The organism is Streptomyces sp. NPDC046557, from assembly GCF_040645975.1.
Classification (GTDB): domain Bacteria; phylum Actinomycetota; class Actinomycetes; order Streptomycetales; family Streptomycetaceae; genus Streptomyces.
In genome coordinates this window covers 562,282-584,459 of sequence record NZ_JBEYZH010000002.1, presented here as the reverse complement: position 1 = coordinate 584,459, position 22,178 = coordinate 562,282, and the positions used below count along the sequence as shown (strand labels likewise).

The following is a 22,178-nucleotide window of genomic DNA, read 5'->3' as shown; positions in this document are numbered from 1 at the left end:
GGGGGATGGGGCAGCCTGTCGGATCTCCGCCCGTGCGCAGTTCGGGCGGCCCCGCCGGGGCGCAAGCCGCCGGCTCCGGGTGGCATCCCGGCCGCCGCCGAGCGACTGGTCCTGTCCCGGGAGTCCGGCCCTGGCCCCGGGGTGACGAATGCCCCGCCCGATGCCGGTCCGCCGGTCCGGCGTCGCGGTGCCGACCCGGGCCGCGACCCGGGCGGGCCGATCCCCCGCCCCCAGCGCAGCCGCCCGGACGGACGGCGGGACCGGAAATCCCGTTTCCCCGGGCGGTCCCCCCCGCCCGGAGGCTTCCGGCGGAGCGGCCGGCGCCCGGGCAAACCCCGCTGGCTAGATGGCTTCCTTGCGGGTCAGGAAGTTGAACGACAGCCACCCCGGCAGGACCGGCAGCCAGAAGGTCATCAGTCGGAACAGCAGGACCGCCGAGATGGCGACCTCCTTCTCCAGTCCCGCCGCGATCAGGCCCAGCGTCAGCGTCGTCTCCACGGCGCCGATACCACCCGGCGTCGGCGCCGCCGAACCCAGCGCGTTGCCCGCCAGGAAGACCACCGCGATGCTCGCGTAGCTGATGGCCTGCCCGCCGCCGAACGCGCGGATCGAGGCGTCCAGGCACATCACGAAGCACGCCGTGAGCAGCAGCATCCCGCCGATGCCCGTCATCAGCTTCTGCGGTCGCTGGAGCACGTCCAGCATGCGCGGCACGACCCCGGCGAACAGCGCCCGTACCCGCGTCGCGACGAACTTCCGCAGGAACGGGACCGCCGTCACCACCAGCACCAGTACCGCCACCGTCAGCAGACCCGCGATGACCGTCCTGGACGGGGTCATCTCCGGGGTCTTCTCCGTCCCCGTCAGGTAGCCGAAGGACAGCAGCAGCAGGATGTGGCTGGCCAGCCCGAACAACTGGGAGGCGCCGACGCTCGCCACCGCCAGCCCCGGCCGGACCCCCGCCCGCTGGAGGAAGCGGGTGTTCAGCGCGACGCCACCGACCGCCGCCGGGGCCACGAGCTTCACGAACGACCCGGCCACCTGCGCCACGACCGTCCGTAGGAACGACACCCGCTCCGGCACGAACCCCAGCAGGCTCATCGCCGCCGCGAAGTAGCTCAGCGCCGAGAAGGCCAGCGCCGCCCCCACCCAGCCCCACCGGGCCTGCCCGACGACGGTCGCGAAGTCCACGTGGGCGAGCTGCGTGAGCAGGAAGTACGCACCGAACGCCCCCGCGATGAACGAGACCAGCGTGCGCGGCCGGATCCGCTCCAGCCGGGCCGGTTCCACCGGCGCCTGCGGGCGGATCAGCAACACCTGCCGGCGGATCTGGCTGAGCAGGTCCTCCTCGCGGGCCTCGTCGAGCGCGTCGTCCAGCGCCCGCTTCTCCGCCTTCCGGTCGACGGCGGTGGCCGCCCCGCTCGTCGCGGAGTCCGCCTCGCGCGCGGCCTTCGCAGCGCGCGAGGATTCCAGTACCGCTTCCCGTTCCCGGTCGGCCCGCTCGCGCGCCAGCTTGCGCAGCGTCGCCCGGGTGGAGCGGCTCAGCGCGATCGGCTGGAGCAGCGGCAGGCAGTCCGCGACCGCGTCCGGGCCGAGCACCGACACCGCCGACGCCACCGACCGCTCCGCGCCGACCCGCAGGCCGAGCGTGGTCAGCAGCTGCGCGATGTCCATCCGCAGGACCAGGTCGCCGGCCGCGATCTCGCCGCCCCGCAGGTCGGTGAGGGTGACATTGCCGGAACGATCCACCACCAGCGCGTCCCCGGTGAGCCGCCGGTGCGCGATCCGCCGCGACTGCAGCGCCTGTACCTGCTCCCACGCGTTGCGGGTCAGGTCGTCGGTGATCTCCTCGTCCGGGAGCGAGTCCAGGGTCCGTCCGCCGAGGTGCTCGTAGACGAGCATCACGGCGTCCGGCCCGAGCTCGGAGGTGGCGATCAGCTTCGGGGCGTTGGCCCCCGCCGCGATGGCGGCGTACGCGAGGAGGGCCTCCTGCTCCAGCGCCTGGCGCAGCGACTGCAGGCTGCGCCCGGTGGTGATGCCGCGCAGGGTGAGCCGGCGCCAGACCCGGTAGAAGAAGCCCTGGGCTTGCTGCTCGCGGTCGACGACGGTGACGTCGAGCGGGGGCCCGTCCTCCAGCGTCACGTGGTACCGGCGGCCCCGGTCGCTCACCTCGGGGGCTTCGGCGCTGTCCGGCGCCTCGGCGCGCATCGCGCTGACGGGCTGGAAGCCGACCCGGCGGAGCCCGGCGAGCAGGTGCTGCCCGGTGGGCCGGACGTTGGGGGAGCCGACCGCGTACAGCGTCCCGTACGCCACGCTCCAGCCGATCAACACGGTCAGGATGATCGAGAAGGGCGTCGTGTAGCCGCTGACGAGCATCGCGAAGGCGTCGAGCAGCAGGACCACCCACAGCGCGACGCGCCAGCGCGGACGGCGGGTCATCCCGACCGCGGTCATGTACGCGATGACGGGCGCGAGATAGCCGTGCACCGGGTCGGTGAGGGCGCCGCCGGCGCCGGTGGCGCGGGTGAGGGCGTCCTGGATCGTCGCGGGGGCGGCCTGGGAGACCCAGAGGTCGGTGGCGAGGGTGACGCCGTGCGCGAGGACCGCGGCGAGCACGCCGTCGGCGATGCGCAGGCCGTCGCGCTTGATCAGCCGTTCGATGGCGAAGGCGACGGGTACGAGCAGTACGGCGATGCTCGACACCAGACCGGCGAGCTTGATCAGGACGTCGGGCGCCTGACCGGTGCCGTTGGAGATGTCCTGTTCGAGGCCGGCGGTGGTGCCGTGGGCGAAGGCGGAGATGCCGAGGACGACGGCGATGCCGAGGACGCCGACGAGGAGCCGTACGAGGTCGGAGGGCCGGTGGACGCGGGCGGCGAGGAGCGGCTCGTCGACCTCGACGCGGTCGGCGTCGGTCGGGGTGTGGCCGTGGGGGCGCTCGGGGCTGTCGAGGCCGTCGTCGGCGCCGGGTCCGTCGGGACCGGGTCCGTCGTGACGGGATTCGTCGGAGCCGGGTGCGTCGGGACCGGCGTCGCGACCGGGCACGGGACCGGCGTCGGGGCCTGCGGCCCGGCCGATGTCGCGGCTGTCGCCGGGATCGCCGTCGCCGCTGCCGCCGGGGCTGTCGTCGCGGGGCGCGTCTGGGCGTGCGCCGTCGTCCGACATCGCGCCGTCCGGAGGGCTCACACCCTGCTCCTTCGCCGTCACTTCCGTCTCTTCTTGATCACGTATCACCAGTCACCGCCCGGAAGATGGTGGCACGGACCGGCCTGCGTGCGGGGCAGCAGGGTGCGCGCCGGTGCGGAAGGGAACCTTCCACGAGCCTGTCGGTGACGTGCGGCACCATGGTCCGGATGAGTACGGAACTGCCCGAGTACGCGGAACGGGTGTTGGAGGTGGTCGAGCGGATTCCGCCCGGCCGGGTGATGACGTACGGGGACGTCGCGGAGTGGCTCGGCGTGGGCGGACCACGCCAAGTCGGGCGCATCATGGCCCTGTACGGCGGCGCCGTGCCCTGGTGGCGCGTGGTGCGCGCGGACGGACGGCCGCTGCCGGGCAGCGAGCGGCGGGCCCTGTCGCACTACCGCGCCGAGGGCACACCGCTGCGCGAGACGGCCGGCGGCGAGCCGCGGCTGGCGATGCGGCGGGCGCGCTGGGACGGCCGGGACGGACGTGACGGAGGCGACGAGGCTCACATCTGACAGCTTCGGCCATTCCTGGCCGGGGCGGGAGGTCGAAGGCTCGTACGGGGGACGAACCGAGGGGTCCCCGGGGCGACGGCCGAACCGACCTCGGGCGTCCCGGACGACTGCGGCGGCCGGCGCCGGTGGCGTAGCGTTGCCCCTTCGGCCGTCCCGACCGGGGCCGCGCCGATCGACGCCCGGGGCACACCGCCCCGCGCACCCTACGTACCCGTACCACCCGCAGACCCACCAGGACCGGCACCCCACGTGATCACCTCCCCCTCCGACCGCTCAGAGCGGCGTACGCGTGCCTCCGACGCGTACCGCCTGGTGCGCACCGGGCCGGAACGGGTGGCTCCCCCTGTCCTGGACGCAGCGCAACGCGCGGTGGTTGAGCACACCGGCGGCCCTCTGCTGGTGCTGGCCGGGCCGGGCACCGGCAAGACCACCACGCTGATCGAGGCCGCCGCCGCCCGGGTCGAGGCGGGCACCGACCCGGCCCGCATCCTGATCCTCACCTTCAGCCGCAAGGCGGCCGTCGAGCTGCGCGACCGGGCGGCCCTGCGGCTGGGCGGCGCCCGCGCCCCGCAGGCCACCACTTTCCACTCCTTCTGCTACGGCCTGGTCCGCGCCCACCAGGACACCGACCTCTTCGCCGACCCGCTACGGCTGCTGTCCGGTCCGGAGCAGGACGTGATGGTCCGCACCCTGTTGGAGGGGCAGCGCCGCATCAGCTCCGTCCACTCCATCCGCTGGCCGGACGACCTGCGCGCCGCGCTGACCACCCGGGGGTTCGCGGACGAGGTCCGCGCCGTGCTGGCCCGCGCGCGCGAGCTGGGGCTCGCACCGGGCGCCCTGGCGGACTTCGCCCGGCGGATCGGCCGCCCGGACTGGCAGGCCGCCGCCGCCTTCCTCTCCGAGTACCTGGACGTCTTGGACATGCAGGGCATGCTGGACTACGCCGAGTTGCTGCACCGCGCGGTGCTCCTCGCGGAGCGCGAGCCGGCCCTGGCCTCCGCGTACGACGTGATCTACGTGGACGAGTACCAGGACACCGACGCCTCGCAGCTGCGGCTGCTGCGCGCGCTGAACGGGGCGGGCGGGACGCTGGTGGCCTTCGGCGACCCGGACCAGTCGATCTACGCGTTCCGGGGCGCCGACATCAACAACATCCTGGACTTCGAGGGCTCCTTCCCGGGGGCGGAGGTACGGGCCCTGACGGTGGGCCGCCGCTCGGGGTCGGTCCTGCTGGCCGCGACCCGGCTGCTCACCTCCCGCATGCCGGTACCGAGGCTGCCGGCGGCGGCGGTACGGGCCCACCGGGGGCTGCGGCCCGTGCGGGAGGGCGGGCGCGTGGAGGTGTACACGTACCCGACGGCCGGGGCGGAACTCGACAACATCGCCGACATCCTGCGGCGGGCCCACCTGGAGGACGGGGTGCCGTGGCGGGACATGGCCGTCCTGGTCCGCGCGGGCGGTCGCACGCTCCCGGCGATGCGGCGCTCGCTGATCTCCGCCGGGGTCCCGGCGGAGACGGACGGTACGGACACGCCCCTGCGCCACGAACCGGCCGTCGCCCCCCTCCTGACGGCCCTCCGCCTGACGGCCACGGCCGCCGCCACCACGGCGGACCTCCCGCCGGAGCTGCCCGCCCCGGCCCGCGCCGCCGGGCCGGACCGGCCGGGGCTCCCCGATCCCGCCCGAGCCGCCGCCGCTCCGGCGGGTTCCGGCGGGCCGGGAGTGGGACCGGCGGTGCACGGCTCCGCCGGGACGGACAGGGACTCCGACCAGGTTTGCGGCGCCGCCGAAGTTCTTCCTCCCGCCGTTCCGGCCGGGTCCGGTGATGGCGTGGGCCCCGAGGGGTCGCCCTCGCACGCCTCCGCCGAGTCCGCCATGGTTCTCGGCTCCGCCGACGCGGCCCCGGCAAGTTCCGGCGCGCCGGGCCTGGGGGCGAGCGGGGGCTTGGCCCCGGTTTGCGGCTCTGCCGACGCGTCCGTTTCGGCGGCGGGCGCCGGTATCCGCGCGGCCGGGAGCACCGGCTCCGCCGGCGCGGCCGTACCGGCGGTGGCCGACGACGCCTTCGCCGACGCGGCTCCGGCCGGCGCGGCCGTACCGGCGGTGGCCGACGACGCCTTCGCCGACGCGGCTCCGGCCGGTGCGGCCGGGCAGGCCGGTTCCGGCGGGCCGGGCGCGGGCTCGGACGGGGGCTCCGCCCTGCCCGGCGCCTCCACCGACGCCTCCGGTGCCGCCTCCGCCGGCGACTCCGTCGCAGACGAGGGGTGGGTCGGGGTCGAGGCGGCCGTCGCGTTGCTCGGGTCGCCGCTCGGGGGGATGGACGCCGCCGATCTGCGGCGGCTCGGGCGGGCGCTCCGGGACGAGGAGCGGGCCGCCGGGGTCACCGTGCCCGCGCCCTCCGACGTACTGCTGGCCCGCGCCCTCGCCCAGCCCGAGCGGCTCGTCGCCCACGACCCCGCCTACGCCCGCGGCGCCCAACGCCTCGGCCTGCTCCTGCGCAAGGCCCGCGAACTCCTCGAAGGCGGCGGCACCGCCGAAGAGGCCCTCTGGCTCCTCTGGGACGGCACCCCCTGGCCCCAGCGCCTGGAGCGCAACGCCCGCCGCGGCGGCCCCGCCGGCCGCAACGCCGACCGCGACCTCGACGCCGTCTGCGCCCTCTTCGACACCGCCGCCCGCGCGGAGGAACGTACCGGCGGCCGCGGCGCCCTCAACTTCCTCGAACAGCTCGAAGCCGAGGACATCGCCGCCGACACCCTCACCCGCAAGGCCCACCGTTCCGACGCCGTCCGGCTGATGACCGCCCACCGCTCCAAGGGCCTCGAGTGGGGCCTCGTCGTCGTCGCCGGCGTCCAGGAAGGGCTCTGGCCCGACCTGCGCCGCCGCGGCTCCCTCCTGGAGGCCGACCGCATCGGCCGCGACGGCCTCGCCGATCCCCTCACCCCCGGCGCGCTCCTCGCCGAGGAGCGCCGCCTCTTCTACGTCGCCACCACCCGCGCCCGTCACCGCCTCGTCGTCACCGCCGTCAAGGCCCCCGCCGAGGACGGCGACCAGCCCTCCCGCTTCCTCACCGAACTCGGCGTACCGGTCAGGGACGTCACCGGCCGCCCCCGCCGCCCCCTCTCCGTCCCCGCGCTCGTCGCCGAACTCCGCGCCACCACCGTCGACCCCGAGGCGTCCGAGGCGATGCGCGACGCCGCTGCCCGCCGGCTGGCCCGCCTGGCCGCGCTCACCGACGACGAGGACCGCCCCCTGGTCCCCGCCGCGCACCCGCAACGCTGGTGGGGGCTGTACGAGCCCACCCGCAGCAGCGTCCCGCTGCGCGACCGCGACCGGCCCGTCGCCCTCTCCGGCAGCGCCCTGGACCAGCTCGCCAACACCTGCTCCCTCCAGTGGTTCCTCGGCCGCGAGGTCAAGGCCGACGCCCCCGCCACCGCCGCCCAGGGCTTCGGCAACGTCGTCCACGTCCTCGCCGACGAGGTCGCCTCCGGCCGCACCCCCGCCGACCTCGCCGTCCTCATGGAACGGCTCGACTCCGTCTGGGACGCCCTCGCCTTCGACGCCCCCTGGAAGTCCCGCCAGGAGAAGGACAACGCCCGCGCCGCCCTCGAACGCTTCCTGCGCTGGCACGCCACCGACCGCGGGGGCAGGGCGGCCGTGGCCACGGAGCACGAATTCGACGTCACGCTCGAAGCGGGCGAGTTCGCCGTCCGGGTCCGGGGTTCCATGGACCGGGTCGAATCGGACCCCCAGGGGCGGGCGTACGTCGTCGACTTCAAGACCGGCAAGGCCGCGCCCACCAAGGACGAGGTCGCGCGCCACCCCCAGCTCGCCGTGTACCAGCTCGCGGTCCGCGAAGGCGCCGTCGACGAGGTCTTCGACGGCCGCCGCCCCGAACCCGGCGGCGCCGAACTCGTGCAGCTGCGACAGGGCGCCGCCAAGCGCGACGGTGGTGACGAGGTGCCGAAGGTCCAAGCGCAGCAGCCTCTGGACGGCGACTGGGCCGCCGACCTGCTCGCCACCGCCGCCGGCCGGGTCCTGGACGAGCGCTTCACCCCCAGCACCGGGCAGCACTGCGACCACTGCTCCTTCCGCAGCGCGTGCAGCGCCCGCCCGGAGGGCCGTCACACTGTGGAGTGAGCCCCCCGGGCCCGGCGCGGCGGGGCTGCCGCCGGGGACGGCGGCAGGGACGCCGGCGGGGAGTGTCAGTGCGGGCCGCTAGCCTTTTCAGGTGTCCGCGCGTCCGGCCGGCCCCCCGGCCCTCACCGATCCCGAGCAGCTCAAGGAGCTCCTCGGGATCCCCTTCACGCCGGAACAGCTGGCCTGCGCGACCGCCCCGGCCGCACCCCAGGTCATCGTCGCCGGAGCGGGTTCCGGCAAGACCACCGTCATGGCCGCCCGCGTGGTCTGGCTGGTCGGCACGGGCTCGGTCGCGCCCGAACAGGTCCTCGGCCTGACCTTCACCAACAAGGCCGCCGGCGAGCTCGCCGAGCGCGTGCGCAAGGCCCTCGCCCGCGCCGGCATCAGCGATCCCGACCCGGCCCCTGGCTCTACCCCCGAGCCTGCGGAGGCCGGCGCCGCCGCCGGCGAGCCCCGCATCTCCACCTACCACGCCTTCGCCGGACAGCTCCTGAAAGACCACGGCCTGCGCATCGGCCTGGAACCCAGCGCCCGGCTGCTCGCGGACGCCACCCGCTTCCAGCTCGCCGCCCGTGTGCTGCGCGAGGCCCCCGGCCCGTACCCCTCGTTGACGAAGTCCCTCCCCGACCTGGTCAGCGACCTGCTCGCGCTCGACGCCGAGCTGTCCGAGCACCTGGTCACCCCCGAGGAACTGCGCGCGTACGACACCCGGCTCCTGGACGAACTCGCCGGCACCAAGCTCACCAACGACGACCTGCGCAAGGTCCCGGAGGCGGTGCGGGGCCGGCTCGAACTGCTGGAACTGACCGAGCGCTACCGCGACGCCAAACGCTCCCGCGACCTGCTCGACTTCAGCGACCAGATAGCCCTCTCCGCGCGGCTCGCCACCACCCGGCCCGAGGTGGGGGCGCTGCTGCGCGAGGAGTTCCGGGTCGTCCTGCTCGACGAGTACCAGGACACCTCCGTCGCGCAGCGGCTGCTGCTCTCCGGGCTGTTCGGCGCGGGCACGGGCCACGCCGTGACCGCCGTCGGCGACCCCTGCCAGGCGATCTACGGCTGGCGCGGTGCCTCCGTCGCCAACCTCGACGACTTCCCCGAACACTTCCCGAACGCGGACGGCACGCCCGCCGAACGCCACTCGCTCAGCGAGAACCGGCGCAGCGGCGGCCGGCTGCTGGACCTGGCCAACGGCCTCGCCGCGCCCCTGCGCGCCATGCACGAGGGCGTCGAGGCGCTGCGCGCCGCGCCGGGGCAGGAGCGGGCCGGCTCGGTCCGCTGCGCGCTGCTCCCCACGCACGCAGAGGAGCTGGAGTGGCTCGGTGACTCCGTCGCGCACCTGGTCCGTACGGGGACGGCGCCGGGTGAGATCGCGGTGCTGTGCCGCTCCGCCGGGGACTTCGCGCGGATCCAGGCGGTCCTGGTGGCCCGCGAGGTGCCGGTCGAGGTGGTCGGGCTCTCCGGCCTGCTGCACCTGCCCGAGGTCGCCGACCTGGTCGCGGTGTGCGAGGTGCTCCAGGACCCGGGGGCCAACGCCTCGCTGGTGCGCCTGCTGACCGGCCCGCGCTGGCGGATCGGCGCCCGTGACCTGGCGTTGCTGGGGCGGCGGGCCCGGCAGTTGGTGAACGGCAGGCCGTCCGGAGGAGACGGGGCCGACCCGGACGCGCGTCTCGCGGCGGCAGTCGAGGGCGTCGACCCGGTGGAGGTCATCTCGCTGGCCGACGCGCTGGAGACGTTCCTGGATTCCGCCGGGGCGGTCGCCGGGGAGGACCTGCCGTTCTCGACGGAGGCCAGGGTCCGCTTCGCGCACCTCGCGCAGGAGCTGCGTGACCTGCGGCGTTCGCTCGCCGACCCGCTGATGGACGTACTGCACCGGGTGCTGGCGGCGACCGGGCTGGATGTGGAGCTGTCCGCCTCCCCGCACGCACTGGCCGCCCGGCGCCGCGAGACGCTGTCGGGATTCCTGGACGTCGCGGCCGGGTTCGCCTCGCTGGACGGAGAGGCGTCGCTGTTGGCGTTCCTCGCCTTCCTGCGCACGGCCGCCCAGTACGAGAAGGGCCTGGACCACGCCCTGCCGGGTGGGGAGAACACGGTCAAGGTGCTGACGGCCCACAAGTCCAAGGGGCTGGAGTGGGACGTGGTGGTCGTACCCGGCCTGTGCGCGGGGGCCTTCCCGAAGGAGAAGCCGCCGGAGGCGTGGACCTCGTACGCGAAGGTCCTGCCGTACGCCCTGCGCGGCGACGCGTCGACCCTGCCGGGCGACCCGGCCTGGACCTCGGCGGGCCTCAAGTCCTTCAAGGCGGGGCTGAAGGAGCACAAGGCGGTGGAGGAACTCCGCCTCGGCTACGTGACGTTCACGCGACCGCGCTCGCTCTTGCTGGCGTCCGGCCACTGGTGGGGGCCGACGCAGAAGAAGCCGCGGGGGCCGTCGGCGTTCCTGGAGGCCCTGTACGCGCACTGTGAGGCGGGGTACGGGGAGATCGAGGCCTGGGCGCCCCAGCCGGAGCCGGAGGCGGAGAACCCGGTTCTCGCCGACGCCGCGACCGCGGACCACTCCTGGCCGCTGCCGCTGGACCCGGCCTCGCTGGCCCGGCGCCGCCGGGCGGCGGCGCTGGTGGAGTCCCACCTCTCGGCGGCCCACCTCTGGCCCCCGCACTGCGAGGAACCCTCCTACGACGACCCCCCGTGGCCCGACCCGCAGGCCCCGGACCCGGGCCTCGCCCCCACGGTCCCCGGCCCCCGCGCCCCGCACGGCTCCACCACCCCCCGGTCCGACCTCTGGCCGGAGCCGGAGGCGGAGGGGCTGTTGTCACGGGCTCCGCACGCGGACGCCGCCGCCCCGGATGACGACCTCTGGCCGGAGGCGGACCTGTGGCCGGAGGCCGAAGCGGCGGGACCGTCGGCGGGAGCCCCGTACACGGACGCCCTCGCGTCTGGTCCGGCTGTACCCGCCGACGCTGCTGCGCCGGACCCCGAGCTGTGGCCGGGGGCCGAAATCCCCGGGCCGTCGTCGCGGGGTCAGCAGCCCGCCGCGGCCGACTCCCGCTACGCCGCGCCTACCGACGCCGCCGGGCCGGCTGACGACCTGTGGCCGCACCCCGGTGGATACCGGCCCGGCTCCGCCGTGCCCGACGACGACCTGTGGCCGGAGGCCGACCCCGCCGGGCCGTCGGCCCTGGCTCCGCACGCGGGTGTGCGCCGGACCGGGCGCGCCGTGCCCGCCGCCGACCCCGGGCCGCGGGCCCACCCCGCCGTGCCCGACGACGACCTGTGGCCGGAGGCCGACCCCGCCGGGCCGTCGGCGCGGGGCCGGGTCGCCGGGGCGCGGGCCGGGTACGACGGCGGGGACCTGACCCCCGAAGAGGCGCGGGCCGTCGCGTCATGGGACCGGGACCTCGACGCCCTCGAAGGCGAGCTCCGCCGTGCCCGTACGGCCGTGCGGGACGTCGAGCTGCCCGCCTCCCTCTCCGCGAGCCAACTCCTGCGCCTCGCCGCCGACGAGCAGGGGTTCGCCCGGGAGCTGGCCCGGCCCATGCCCAAACCGCCCCAGCCCGCCGCCCGCCAGGGCACCCGCTTCCACGCCTGGGTCGAGTCCCGCTTCGACGAGCTCCCCCTGCCGCTCCTCGACGTCCTCGACCCCGCCACCGAGCTCCCCGGCGCCGCCTCCGACCAGGACATCGCCGACGAGGCCGACCTCGCCTCCCTCAAGGCCGCGTTCGAGCGCAGCCCGTACGCCGACCGCACCCCGCACCGGATGGAGGCCCCGGTCCAGCTCACCCTCGCCGGTCGCGTCGTCCGCGGCCGGATCGACGCCGTCTACAAGAACCCCGACGGCTCGTACGAGATCGTCGACTGGAAGACCGGGCGCACCACCGAGGCCGACCCCCTCCAGCTCGCCGTCTACCGCCTGGGGTGGGCCGAGGCCACCGAGACCCCTCTCGACCGGGTCTCCGCCGCGTTCCTCCACGTCCGCAGCGGCCGCGTGATCCGCCCCCGCGACCTGCCCGACCGGGCCCGTCTTGAGCGGATCCTCCAAGGCGCAACGGGCACGGACAGCGACCCTCAGGCGGACGGTTAGGCTCGTGGCATGAGCGACACCCCGGCGGACAAGGTCGTCCGCACGTACATCGACACCCACCGCGCGGCCTTCCTCGACGACCTCGCCGCGTGGCTGCGCATCCCGTCCGTCTCGGCTCAGCCCGAGCACGCGGGCGATGTACGGCGCAGCGCCGACTGGCTCGCCGCCAAGCTCAAGGAGACCGGCTTCCCGGTCGCCGAGGTGCTCGAAACGCCAGGGGCCCCCGCCGTCTTCGCCGAGTGGCCGAGCGCCGACCCGGCCGCCCCCACCGTCCTCGTCTACGGCCACCACGACGTGCAGCCCGCCGCCCGCGAGGACGGCTGGCACACCGACCCCTTCGAGCCGGTCGTCGCCGACGGCCGGATGTACGCGCGGGGCGCGGCCGACGACAAGGGCCAGGTGTTCTTCCACACCCTCGGGGTCCGCGCGCACCTCGCCGCCACCGGCGCGGACGCCCCCGCCGTGCACCTCAAGCTCCTCATCGAGGGCGAGGAGGAGTCCGGCTCCCCGAACTTCCGCGCCCTCGTCGAACGCGAGGCCGGCCGCCTCGCCGCCGATGTCGTGATCGTCTCCGACACCGGCATGTGGTCCGAGACCACCCCCACCGTCTGCACCGGCATGCGCGGCGTCGCGGACTGCGAGATCGACTTCCACGGGCCGGACCAGGACATCCACTCCGGAGCCTTCGGCGGAGCCGTGCCCAACCCGGCGACCGCCGCCGCCCGCCTCGTCGCCTCGATGCACGACGACGACGGCCGGGTCACGATCCCCGGCTTCTACGACGGCATCGCGGAACTCACCGACGCCGAACGCCGGCTGATCGCCGAGCTGCCCTTCGACGAGGCCGAGTGGCTCCGTAGCGCCAAGTCGCACGCGGCCGCCGGCGAGAAGGGCTACTCGACGCTGGAGCGCGTCTGGGCCCGCCCGACCGCCGAGGTCAACGGCATCGGCGGCGGCTACCAGGGCCCCGGCGGAAAGACCATCGTGCCCGCCTCCGCCCACCTGAAGCTGTCGTTCCGCCTGGTGTCCGGCCAGGATCCGTACGAGGTCGAGGCCGCCGTACGGGATTGGGTCGCCGCCCGCGTCCCCGACGGCATCCGGCACTCCATCGTCTTCGGCGCCCCGACCCGGCCGTGCCTGACCCCGCTCGACCACCCGGCCCTGCGGTCCGTCGTACGGGCCATGGGCCGCGCCTTCGGGCAGCCGATCCGGTTCACGCGCGAGGGCGGCTCCGGCCCCGCCGCCGACCTCCAGGACGTTCTGGACGCCCCGGTCCTCTTCCTCGGCATCTCCGTCCCGTCGGACGGCTGGCACGCGCCGAACGAGAAGGTCGAGCTCGACCTGCTCCTCAAGGGCGTCGAGACGGCCGCCTACCTGTGGGGGGACCTCGCCGCCCACTGGAAGCCCGACGCCTGAGGACGGAGCGCACCCAGCCGCACGAGGGCCACGCCTGCCGCCCGCCTAGCCCGCCTGTCCACCACCGGGGGAGTTGGAAGTACCTGTGAGTACCCGTACCGAGCGCCCGCTCTCGCTCGCCGCGCCCAGCGGCATCGACCGCGCCGCGCACCACCGCCTCGACGAGGCATGGCTCGCCGCCGCCTGGAGCCACCCGACGACCCGCGTCTTCGTAGTCTCCGGCGGCCAGGTCCTGATCGACGACACCCCCGACGGCGGCACGGCCATCGTGATGACCCCCGCCTTCGAGGCCCCGGTCACCCAGACGCACCGCTACTTCCTGGGCACCGACGAGGACGGCGTACGGTACTTCGCGCTGCAGAAGGACGCCCTGCCGGGCCGCATGGACCAGTCGGCGCGCGCCGCCGGGCTGCGGGAGGCGGGACTGTTGCTGTCGCCGCGCGACGCCGGGCTGATGGTCCACGCGGTGGCGCTGGAGAACTGGCAGCGGATGCACCGTTTCTGCTCCCGTTGCGGCGATCGCACGGTCGTCGCGGCCGCCGGTCACATCCGGCGCTGCCCGGGCTGCGGCGCCGAGCACTACCCGCGCACCGACCCCGCCGTGATCATGCTGGTCACCGACGAGCAGGACCGCGCGCTGCTGGGCCGCCAGGTGCACTGGCCCGAGGGCCGCTTCTCGACGCTGGCCGGGTTCGTGGAGCCGGGCGAGTCCATCGAGCAGTCGGTGATCCGTGAGGTGTGGGAGGAGGCGGGCGTCAAGGTCGGCGAGGTCGAGTACGTCGCCAGCCAGCCGTGGCCGTTCCCGTACAGCCTGATGCTCGGGTTCACGGCGCGCGCCGTCAGTTCGGAGATCACCGTGGACGGCGAGGAGATCCAGGAGGCCCGCTGGTTCTCCCGGGAGGACCTGCGTGAGGCGATCGAGTCGGGCGAGGTGCTCCCACCGGCGGGGATCTCCATCGCGGCCCGGCTGGTCGAGCTCTGGTACGGGAAGCCGCTGCCGCGGGCGGCGGCCTGACCGTCGGGCCGCCCCCCTGCCCGCTGCCCACTGCCGCGCCGTAACGTTCGTCACACCGGAAGGCCCCCGCCGCGGCGGGGGCCTTCCGGTTCTCGACGCGCTGCCGGTCAGACGGCGAGGGCCTGCTTGACCTGGGCCAGGCTCGGGTTCGTCATGACGGACTCGTTGCCCGCCGCGGACTTCACCAGCACCGTGGGAACCGTCTGGTTGCCGCCGTTGGCCTGCTCCACGAAGGCCGCGGACGCCGGGTCGAGCTCGATGTTGATCTCGTCGTACGCGATGCCTTCCCGGTCCAGCTGGGTCTTCAGCCGGCGGCAGTAGCCGCACCAGGTCGTGCTGTACATCGTGACGGAACCCGTGTCCTGCATGCTGCGCTCTCCTTCGTGAGGCTCGGTGGTCCGAGTACACGAACGTACGCCGGCGTCTCCCCATTCCCGGTACTACGGATACCGGCGGCCTGTGGACAACGTTCCCGCCCGGCACACCGGACCTGGCAGCATGGCGGGGTGACATCAGCAACGCACTCCTCATCCTTCCCGTCCGGCGCCGACTCGGCCGACGCGGTGCTCCAGGGCCTCGACCCGGAGCAGCGCGAGGTCGCGACGACCCTGCGCGGGCCGGTGTGCGTGCTCGCCGGCGCCGGCACGGGCAAGACCCGCGCCATCACCCACCGCATCGCCTACGGCGTCGCCTCGGGGCAGCTCATGCCCGCCAGCGTGCTGGCCGTCACCTTCACCAACCGCGCGGCCGGCGAGATGCGCGGCCGGCTGCGCGCCCTGGGCGCGGGCGGAGTCCAGGCCCGTACCTTCCACGCCGCCGCCCTGCGCCAGCTCCAGTACTTCTGGCCCCGGGCGATCGGCGGGGAGGTGCCCCGCCTGTTGGAGCGCAAGATCCAGTTCGTGGCCGAGGCCGGATCGCGCTGTCGCATCCGGCTCGACCGCAACGAGCTGCGCGATGTCACGGGTGAGATCGAGTGGGCCAAGGTCACCCAGACCGTTCCCGCCGACTACCCGGCCGCCGCCCTCAAGGCGGGCCGCGAGGCGCCGCGGGACATGGCGGAGATCGCCCAGATCTACGGCACGTACGAGCAGCTCAAGCGCGACCGGAACATGATCGACTTCGAGGACGTGCTGCTCCTCACCGTCGGCATCCTCCAGGACCGCCACGACATCGCCGAGCAGATCCGCGCGCAGTACCAGCACTTCGTGGTGGACGAGTACCAGGACGTCAGCCCGCTCCAGCAGCGGCTGCTCGACCTGTGGCTCGGCGAGCGCGACAGCCTCTGCGTCGTCGGCGACGCCAGCCAGACGATCTACTCCTTCACCGGCGCCACCCCCGACCACCTGCTGAACTTCCGCACCAAGTACCCGCAGGCCACCCTGGTCAAGCTGATCCGCGACTACCGCTCCACCCCCCAGGTGGTCCACCTCGCCAACGGCCTGCTCGCCCAGGCCAAGGGCCGGGCCTCCGAACACCGGCTGGAGCTGGTCTCCCAGCGCGAGGCCGGCCCCGACCCGGTCTACGCCGAGTACCCCGACGAGCCCGCCGAGGCCGAGGGCGTCGCCGTCAGGATCCGCGACCTCATCGCCGCCGGGGTCCCTGCCGGCGAGATCGCCGTCCTCTACCGCATCAACGCCCAGTCCGAGGTCTACGAGCAGGCCCTCGCCGATGCAGGGGTGCCCTACCAGCTGCGCGGCGCCGAGCGCTTCTTCGAGCGCAACGAGGTACAGAAGGCGATGCTCGCGCTGCGCGGAGCCGCCCGCTCCGGCGGTAACGACCCGCTGCTGGAGGACGTGGTGGAGCTGGGTTCCCAGGTCCGCGCCGTGCTCAGTTCCACCGGCTGGACCAGCGAGCCGCCCGCCGGCTCCGGCGCCGTACGCGACCAGTGGGAATCGGTGGCCGCGCTGGTCCGCCTCGCCGAGGACTTCGCGCGCGCCCGCCCCGGCGCCACCCTGGCCGACCTCACCGTGGAGCTGGACGAACGCAAGGCCGCCCAGCACGCGCCGACGGTGCAGGGCGTCACCCTCGCCTCCCTGCACGCGGCGAAGGGCCTGGAGTGGGACGCGGTGTTCCTCGTGGGCCTCACCGACGGCATGATGCCGATCACCTACGCCAAGACCGACGAGCAGGTCGAGGAGGAGCGCCGGCTGCTGTACGTCGGCGTCACCCGGGCGCGACTGCACCTGACACTCTCCTGGGCCCTGTCCCGGGCCCCCGGCGGCCGGGCCTCCCGGCGTCACAGCCGGTTCCTGAACGGCCTGCGGCCCGGCTCGGCGGCCCCGGGCGCCAAGACCGGTGCCGCGGGCGAGCGGGCGGCCCGCAAGCGCGGGCGTCGCGGCCCGGTGCTCTGCCGGGTCTGCGGCAAGACCCTCACCGAGGCCGGCGAGCTCAAACTCATGCGCTGCGAGGACTGCCCGTCCGACATGGACGAGGGCCTCTACGAGCGGCTGCGTGAGTGGCGCGCGGCCCAGGCGAAGGAGCAGGGCCTGCCGGCCTACTGCGTCTTCACCGACAAGACGCTGATGGCGATCGCGGAGGCCGGCCCGTCCGAGGAGGGCGAGCTGTCGATGATCTCCGGTGTCGGCGGCCGCAAGCTCGAGCGGTACGGAGCCGACGTGCTGGCCATCTGCGCAGGCCAGGAGCCCGGCGACGAGGATTCTGACGACGCGTAGAAACTCGTCGGAAAAATAGTTTGCACATGCCCAGCAGATCCCCATAGGTTCTTGGCATCGGAAACAGTGGCTTCTCCGAAGCCCCTGATCCGTGTTGTACTTTGCTGTACTTTTCCGAATACGCATGGGACGGGCCCCCGGGCCGGGTCCCCGAGACGCCGAGAGGAGGCGAGACCAGTGACCAGCTTCATGACCTTCACCAAAATGACCGATCGCCCGGTCGCCGCTTCCCGCATGCTCGGCTCCTCCTCGCTCCTCCCGGTCCTGGGTACCGGTGTGTCCCGGATTTCCGCGGACATCCCTGCCCTGACGGCCGCGCCCTGCGCGCTGCTCGTCAGCGACCGGAATGAGCGACCGACCCAGGCACCGGTGGCAGTACTGGCAGCAGAAGCCCAGGCGCATGGCGCCTATGCCTCCGCCGCCGCGGCCGGTGCCGGATCCCAGACGAAGCAGCAGCACCACCTGATGTGGGCCTTCCGTGGGCTCGAACCCTGGAGTGATCCAGTCTGATCTCAAGATCAGGCCGGCGCCTTCAGGGCCGCGGAACCCCACCCGGGATCCGCGGCCCTTCTGTTTGTCCCCGAACGGGGGCTACAGAGCGAAGGAGCCTCGGGACTGGCAAGAACAGGTACCAGCCGACCCCGGCCGGAACGACTAATCAACGAAGACGAGGAAGAAACCACCGTGCAACTCGAAGCGCACGCCCCGTCCGTACCGCAGACCCAAACGATCTCCCCGCCCGCAGTCCCGGAGGACTCCACCTTGACTCCCCTCACCGCGCTCACCGCGCTCGACGACGCCATCGAGAACCTCGGCGTGCCCGTCCCCTGTCGCACCTTCGACCCCGAGGTCTTCTTCGCCGAGTCCCCGGCTGACGTCGAGTACGCCAAGTCCCTCTGCGGGACCTGCCCGCTGGTCGAGGCGTGCCTCGCCGGCGCGAAGGAGCGTCGCGAGCCCTGGGGCGTCTGGGGCGGCGAGCTCTTCGTCCAGGGCGTGGTCGTCGCCCGGAAGCGGCCCCGTGGCCGCCCGCGCAAGAACCCGGTTGTCGCGGCATGACCGCCATCGGAACCATCGACCGCCCCCTGACGCACGACCCCCTGAAGCAGGCCCCCATGTCCCCCTTCACCGGCACCACGAGCGAGCAGCCGCACGGCTCCGCCACCGCAGACTTCATCACCGCAGGCGCGATCACCTCGCGTCAGAACAGGACCCGCGAAATGCAACTCATCCCAGAAGCCATGGCTCGTGCCCATATGGACGACCGCATGCGTGAGGCCGACGCCGAGCGTCACGCCCTGCGCCTGGTCTCCGCCCGGCGCATGCAGCGGCGAGCCGAGCGCGTGTCGATGCGCGCCCGGCGCGCGCTGGCCATGGCCGTCATGCACTGACCGCCGCACACGCACCCCCGGGGGGACCGGTCCACACGGACCGGTCCCCCCGGGGCGTTGCGGACGCGCACCGCGGCCCCTCCGGGGATATCGTCGGCAGGTGGACCAGCCGACTCCCCGCCCCACCCCGCCGGGGCACAAGGCGCAACCCCGTCGCGGGACCGTCTGCGCGCGCTGCGGTACCGAAGCCCCCGACGGCGCCCCGCCCACCTGGACCTGCTCGGTGGAGAACGGGACCCGCCAGTTCTTCTGCGTCGCCTGCGCCCGCGCCAACCTCAGGGCGATCGAGGGCCGCCTCGACTCCTCCTGGTGGTGACCGCGCCGCCCTGCCGCGAGGCCGCCGGAGTGCCGGGTCGCGTCAGCCCTCGGAGAGGAACCCGGGGAGCCAGGCTTCCAGTTCGTCGCGCAGGCGCACCGTCGCGCCGAGCTGGCACAGGACGCCGATGGTGCTCAGCGTCACCCGGTGGATCAGCAGGTACGAGGGCGGCAGGTTGATCTGCCGCCCCAACTGGTGGGCGGGGGAGCGGGGATCGGCGATCCGCGCCGCCTGGCCGCGAAGCCACGGGCGAGTGAAGGTGAACTCCTCCGCGTCGACCGGCTCGATGATCGGCTTGAGATAGTCCAGCACCGCGTCCGGGTCGAGCTCGATCGACTTCTTCACGAAGCCCTCCGCGCACAGGTGCCCGTACACCCCCTCGGCGTCACCGTCCAGCGTCATCCGCAGCGACCGGCCGATGGGCTCGGGCCAGCCGCCCGGCAGCCGGTCGACCGTGCCGAAGTCCAGCACCCCGAGCCGGGCCGTCCCGTCCGCGCCCCGGATCAGCCGGAAGTTCCCGGGATGCGGGTCCGCGTGCAGGAGCCCGGTGCGCGCGGGACCGGAGAAGAGGAACCGGGCCAGCAACTGCCCCGCGCGGTCGCGCTCCTCCTGCGTGCCGTCGGCTATGACCTCCGACAGCGGGGTCCCTTCCATCCACTCGCTCACCAGGACCTGGTCACCCTGGTGGACGACGGCCGGCACCACCACGTCCCCGTCGCCCTCGAACGCCTCGGCGTGCGCCCGCTGCGCCTCGGCCTCCAGCTCGTAGTCCAGCTCCTCGGCCACCCGGTCACGCAACTCGGTGATCAGCGGCTTGATGTCCATGCCCGGGATCAGCGGCCCCAGCAGCCCGGCGAACCGGCCCAGTTGCTTCAGGTCGGAGAGCAGCGCCTCCCCGGCCCCCGGGTACTGCACCTTGACCGCCACCTGTCGGCCGTCGTGCCAGACCGCGCGGTGCACCTGCCCTATCGAGGCCGCCGCGGCCGGCTTGTCCTCGAACTCCTCGAACAATTCACGCCAATTCTCACCCAGCCGCTCGGCCAGTACCTGGTGCACCGTCGACGTGGGCAGCGGTGGGGCCGCCTCCTGAAGCTTGGTCAGCGCCGCCCGATAGGGCCCCGCGACTTCCTCGGGCAAAGCCGACTCGAAGACCGACAGCGCCTGCCCGAACTTCATGGCGCCGCCCTTCAGCTCCCCGAGCGTGCGGAACAACTGCTCGGCGGTGCGCTGTTGCAGCTCGCGGCCGACGATCTCCGCGGACTTGCCGCCGATCAGCTTGCCCAGGCCCCAGGTGGCCCGGCCGGCCATGCCCAGGGGCAGCGCGGCCAGCTTGACGGTGCGGGTGACCGCCTTCCGGGGAAGATCAGACATGCGCCCCTCCAATTCCCAGACAGCTCTGCCGCCAGCGGCGGTTCGGGGGGTGTCCCCTCTGGCCTTCGGTCGAACGCATCCTGTCATGGCCCTCGGTACGAGGGTCAGCCCGATCCTGCCTCCCGTCCCTCGAGTACCGCCGGCCCGCTCCCGGCGCCGCCGCGGCCCACCGCGTCGGCCCCGCACGGGCAGTCCGGATGGGGGCGTACCTCGGTGCGCTCCCAGTGCAGGTCCGGCAGGGCGGCCTCCCAGCGGGCGGCCGTCGACGCCGGAAGCCGACCGTCGAGAAACGACAGGGCGTGCGCGGCGGCGAGGCCCGCCACCGCCGAGGCAAGGCCCAGATCGCACGCGGCGACGGCTCTTCGGCGGTGCGCCGACCGCCACTGGACCAGCATCCGGGGCCAGGCCGCGTCCCGTTCGATCCGATCCCGCTCCATGCACCCCGCGCAGGCCGCGACCCCCGGCAACACCAGCGGTCCCACCATCCCCGTGCCCTCCAGCACCCCCGCGTACAGGTGCGGGATGCCGGCCGCCACCCACTCGGCGGCCGCGTCCGGGTCGGGGGCCCACGCCTGGAGCCCGTCCCGGGGCGCGACCACCACCAGGGCCAGCCCCGGTTCCGGCCCACGGTTCTCCCCGGCGCGCGGGGGCCGACCTGGCGCCGCCTCCCGGACCACCGCCGCCGCGGCGTCGGCCCGCAGCCGCCCCACGCTGCCCGGACCCACCCCACCCGGCGCCACATCACCCGGCTGCACCCGCCCCCCGTCGAGCACCTCGACCCGGCCCACTCCGGCTCCCGCCAGGACGGCCGCGACGACCCCGCCCACCCGGCCGCTGCCGCGCACCTGGACCCGTATCGCCCGCCGGGCCGCCACCGCCCGTAACTCCCCGCCGGGCTCGGGGTGCACCAGCGAGAGCGACGCCAGATCCGGCCCCAGCCGCTCCAGGGCCTCCGGCCGCTCGCGCACGGCCTGCGCCCGGGGGCCGCCCGCGGTGGCGTCGTCGAGCAGCCCGGCCCCCGCCAGCCGCCGGACCAGTTCGTCCGCCTGCCCCCTGGGCAGTCCGATCCTCCCGGCCTCCTCGCGCAGCGACTCCATGCCCCGCGTCCCGTCGATCCGGTCGATCAACGACGCGGTCGCCGTGTCCACCGGACCGAGCGCCACCGCGTGCGCGGGAGTCACCCCGCACTGCACCGTGTGCAGATCCCGCCAGGCCCGCGCCAATGCCGGCTTCACCCTCGGATACATGACAGCCCCCGATTTCCCGTCCGTCTCTCCGCGATTCCTTCGTGTCTTCCGCCACATTGCCCGCTCGCCGAAATGCTCGCGGGAATTTGTCCACAGGCAAGGGGTATTAGGCATATGAGATGGAGAAATAGGGTGTTTTCGGGTCTCCGGGGAATCGATCGTGTTCGAACCCCGGACGCACGGGGCGTCCGGGCCGGCGAGCGGGTACCGTCGAGGCGTGTCCGCCGATCCCTCGCAGCGCGCCGTCGAAGTACGCCGGAGCGCGCGCCGCCGCAGGACCGTATCCGCCTACCGCGAAGGAGAGCGGACGGTCGTCCTCATCCCCGCCCGGATGTCCCAGGCGGAGGAGGAACGCTGGGTGGGCGTGATGCTCGACAAGCTCGCCGCCCAGGAGAGCAAGCGGACCCTGGGGGACACGGAACTCACCGAACGCGCCGAGCGTTTGTCCGAGCAGTACTTCGACTCCCGCGCCCGCCCCCGCTCGGTGCGCTGGGTCACCAACCAGAACACCCGCTGGGGCTCCTGCACCCCGGCCGAGGGCAGCATCCGGCTCTCGCACCGCCTCCAAGGCATGCCCGAGTACGTCGTCGACTACGTGCTGCTGCACGAGTTGGCGCACCTCCTGGTACCCGGACACGGGCCCCGTTTCTGGCAGTTGCTGGAGGCGTACCCGAAGACCGAACGCGCCCGCGGCTATCTGGAGGGGGTCGTCGCGGCGGAACACCTCCCCGCCGCACCGGCTGCACCCGACGCGCCCGCCGAACCCGCCTCCGGAGTGCCCGCCGCACGCGAGGAATGACCGGGCCGCGGGGGATGTGTACCGGCTCGGTACCGACTTGGCCG

15 protein-coding genes are annotated in these 22,178 nt (G+C 74.2%); 11 read left to right on the top strand and 4 right to left on the bottom strand.

Annotated elements, in window-relative coordinates:
* Positions 1-342: 342 nt before the first annotated feature.
* Positions 343-3,234, bottom strand: a complete 2,892-nt coding sequence (locus ABZ934_RS07835) for a lysylphosphatidylglycerol synthase domain-containing protein (RefSeq protein WP_361309783.1) — start codon at positions 3,232-3,234, stop codon at positions 343-345.
* Positions 3,235-3,353: 119 nt separating this feature from the next.
* Here ABZ934_RS07835 and ABZ934_RS07830 point away from each other — a divergent pair, with 119 nt between their 5' ends.
* The 5 genes from ABZ934_RS07830 (at position 3,354) to nudC (ending at position 14,341) form a co-directional block, all read left to right on the top strand.
* Positions 3,354-3,701: an MGMT family protein gene (locus ABZ934_RS07830; protein WP_361309780.1), complete on the top strand. Its 348-nt coding sequence runs from the start codon at positions 3,354-3,356 to the stop codon at positions 3,699-3,701.
* Positions 3,702-3,950: 249 nt separating this feature from the next.
* Complete coding sequence (locus ABZ934_RS07825) at positions 3,951-7,835, top strand: UvrD-helicase domain-containing protein (protein WP_361309778.1); 3,885 nt, start codon at positions 3,951-3,953, stop codon at positions 7,833-7,835.
* A gap of 91 nt (positions 7,836-7,926) precedes the next feature.
* A complete protein-coding gene (locus ABZ934_RS07820) occupies positions 7,927-11,910 on the top strand; it encodes a UvrD-helicase domain-containing protein (protein WP_361309775.1) in 3,984 nt (1,327 codons plus the stop codon).
* 9 nt (positions 11,911-11,919) lie between these two features.
* Entirely contained in the window at positions 11,920-13,326 is a 1,407-nt protein-coding gene (locus tag ABZ934_RS07815) for a dipeptidase (protein ID WP_361309773.1), read from the top strand.
* A gap of 73 nt (positions 13,327-13,399) precedes the next feature.
* Positions 13,400-14,341, top strand: a complete 942-nt coding sequence (gene nudC, locus ABZ934_RS07810; protein WP_361309771.1) for an NAD(+) diphosphatase — start codon at positions 13,400-13,402, stop codon at positions 14,339-14,341.
* A 107-nt stretch (positions 14,342-14,448) separates the two neighbouring features.
* Here nudC and ABZ934_RS07805 read toward each other — a convergent pair whose 3' ends face one another.
* Positions 14,449-14,709: a mycoredoxin gene (locus ABZ934_RS07805; protein WP_190183315.1), complete on the bottom strand. Its 261-nt coding sequence runs from the start codon at positions 14,707-14,709 to the stop codon at positions 14,449-14,451.
* Positions 14,710-14,847: 138 nt separating this feature from the next.
* Between ABZ934_RS07805 and ABZ934_RS07800 the strand changes: the two genes are divergently transcribed.
* The 5 genes from ABZ934_RS07800 to ABZ934_RS07780 all read left to right on the top strand — a co-directional run bounded on the left by ABZ934_RS07800 (position 14,848) and on the right by ABZ934_RS07780 (position 18,717).
* Positions 14,848-17,013, top strand: a complete 2,166-nt coding sequence (locus ABZ934_RS07800; RefSeq protein WP_361309768.1) for an ATP-dependent DNA helicase UvrD2 — start codon at positions 14,848-14,850, stop codon at positions 17,011-17,013.
* A gap of 177 nt (positions 17,014-17,190) precedes the next feature.
* Positions 17,191-17,523, top strand: a complete 333-nt coding sequence (locus ABZ934_RS07795) for a hypothetical protein (protein ID WP_361309766.1) — start codon at positions 17,191-17,193, stop codon at positions 17,521-17,523.
* Between the two features lie 174 nt (positions 17,524-17,697).
* Positions 17,698-18,069 (top strand): WhiB family transcriptional regulator, encoded by a 372-nt coding sequence (locus ABZ934_RS07790; protein ID WP_053676354.1) that lies wholly within the window; start codon positions 17,698-17,700, stop codon positions 18,067-18,069.
* Positions 18,066-18,401 (top strand): hypothetical protein, encoded by a 336-nt coding sequence (locus tag ABZ934_RS07785; protein WP_361309763.1) that lies wholly within the window; start codon positions 18,066-18,068, stop codon positions 18,399-18,401. The genes ABZ934_RS07790 and ABZ934_RS07785 overlap by 4 nt, the downstream gene beginning before the upstream one ends.
* Positions 18,402-18,501: 100 nt before the next feature.
* Positions 18,502-18,717 carry a hypothetical protein gene (locus tag ABZ934_RS07780; protein ID WP_361309760.1) on the top strand — a complete coding sequence of 72 codons (216 nt, stop codon included), beginning with the start codon at positions 18,502-18,504 and terminating at the stop codon, positions 18,715-18,717.
* A 42-nt stretch (positions 18,718-18,759) separates the two neighbouring features.
* Here the strand turns inward: ABZ934_RS07780 and ABZ934_RS07775 are convergent, their stop codons facing one another.
* Together ABZ934_RS07775 and ABZ934_RS07770 are read right to left on the bottom strand one after the other, a co-directional pair.
* Entirely contained in the window at positions 18,760-20,088 is a 1,329-nt protein-coding gene (locus ABZ934_RS07775) for an AarF/ABC1/UbiB kinase family protein (protein ID WP_361309757.1), read from the bottom strand.
* Positions 20,089-20,192: 104 nt separating this feature from the next.
* The gene (locus tag ABZ934_RS07770; protein ID WP_361309754.1) at positions 20,193-21,335 is read right to left on the bottom strand and encodes a ThiF family adenylyltransferase; all 1,143 of its coding nucleotides are present in this window, start codon (positions 21,333-21,335) and stop codon (positions 20,193-20,195) included.
* Between the two features lie 217 nt (positions 21,336-21,552).
* Between ABZ934_RS07770 and ABZ934_RS07765 the strand changes: the two genes are divergently transcribed.
* Positions 21,553-22,134 (top strand): M48 family metallopeptidase, encoded by a 582-nt coding sequence (locus ABZ934_RS07765; RefSeq protein ID WP_361309752.1) that lies wholly within the window; start codon positions 21,553-21,555, stop codon positions 22,132-22,134.
* Positions 22,135-22,178 lie beyond the last annotated feature (44 nt).

Bases quoted from the DNA above. Each gene is read 5' to 3' on its own strand.
- ABZ934_RS07775 (WP_361309757.1), bottom strand. From the start codon at position 20,088: ATGTCTGATCTTCCCCGGAAGGCGGTCACCCGCACCGTCAAGCTGGCC.
- ABZ934_RS07815 (WP_361309773.1), top strand. From the start codon at position 11,920: ATGAGCGACACCCCGGCGGACAAGGTCGTCCGCACGTACATCGACACC.
- ABZ934_RS07785 (WP_361309763.1), top strand. From the start codon at position 18,066: ATGACCGCCATCGGAACCATCGACCGCCCCCTGACGCACGACCCCCTG.
- ABZ934_RS07805 (WP_190183315.1), bottom strand. From the start codon at position 14,709: ATGCAGGACACGGGTTCCGTCACGATGTACAGCACGACCTGGTGCGGC.
- ABZ934_RS07770 (WP_361309754.1), bottom strand. From the start codon at position 21,335: ATGTATCCGAGGGTGAAGCCGGCATTGGCGCGGGCCTGGCGGGATCTG.
- ABZ934_RS07830 (WP_361309780.1), top strand. From the start codon at position 3,354: ATGAGTACGGAACTGCCCGAGTACGCGGAACGGGTGTTGGAGGTGGTC.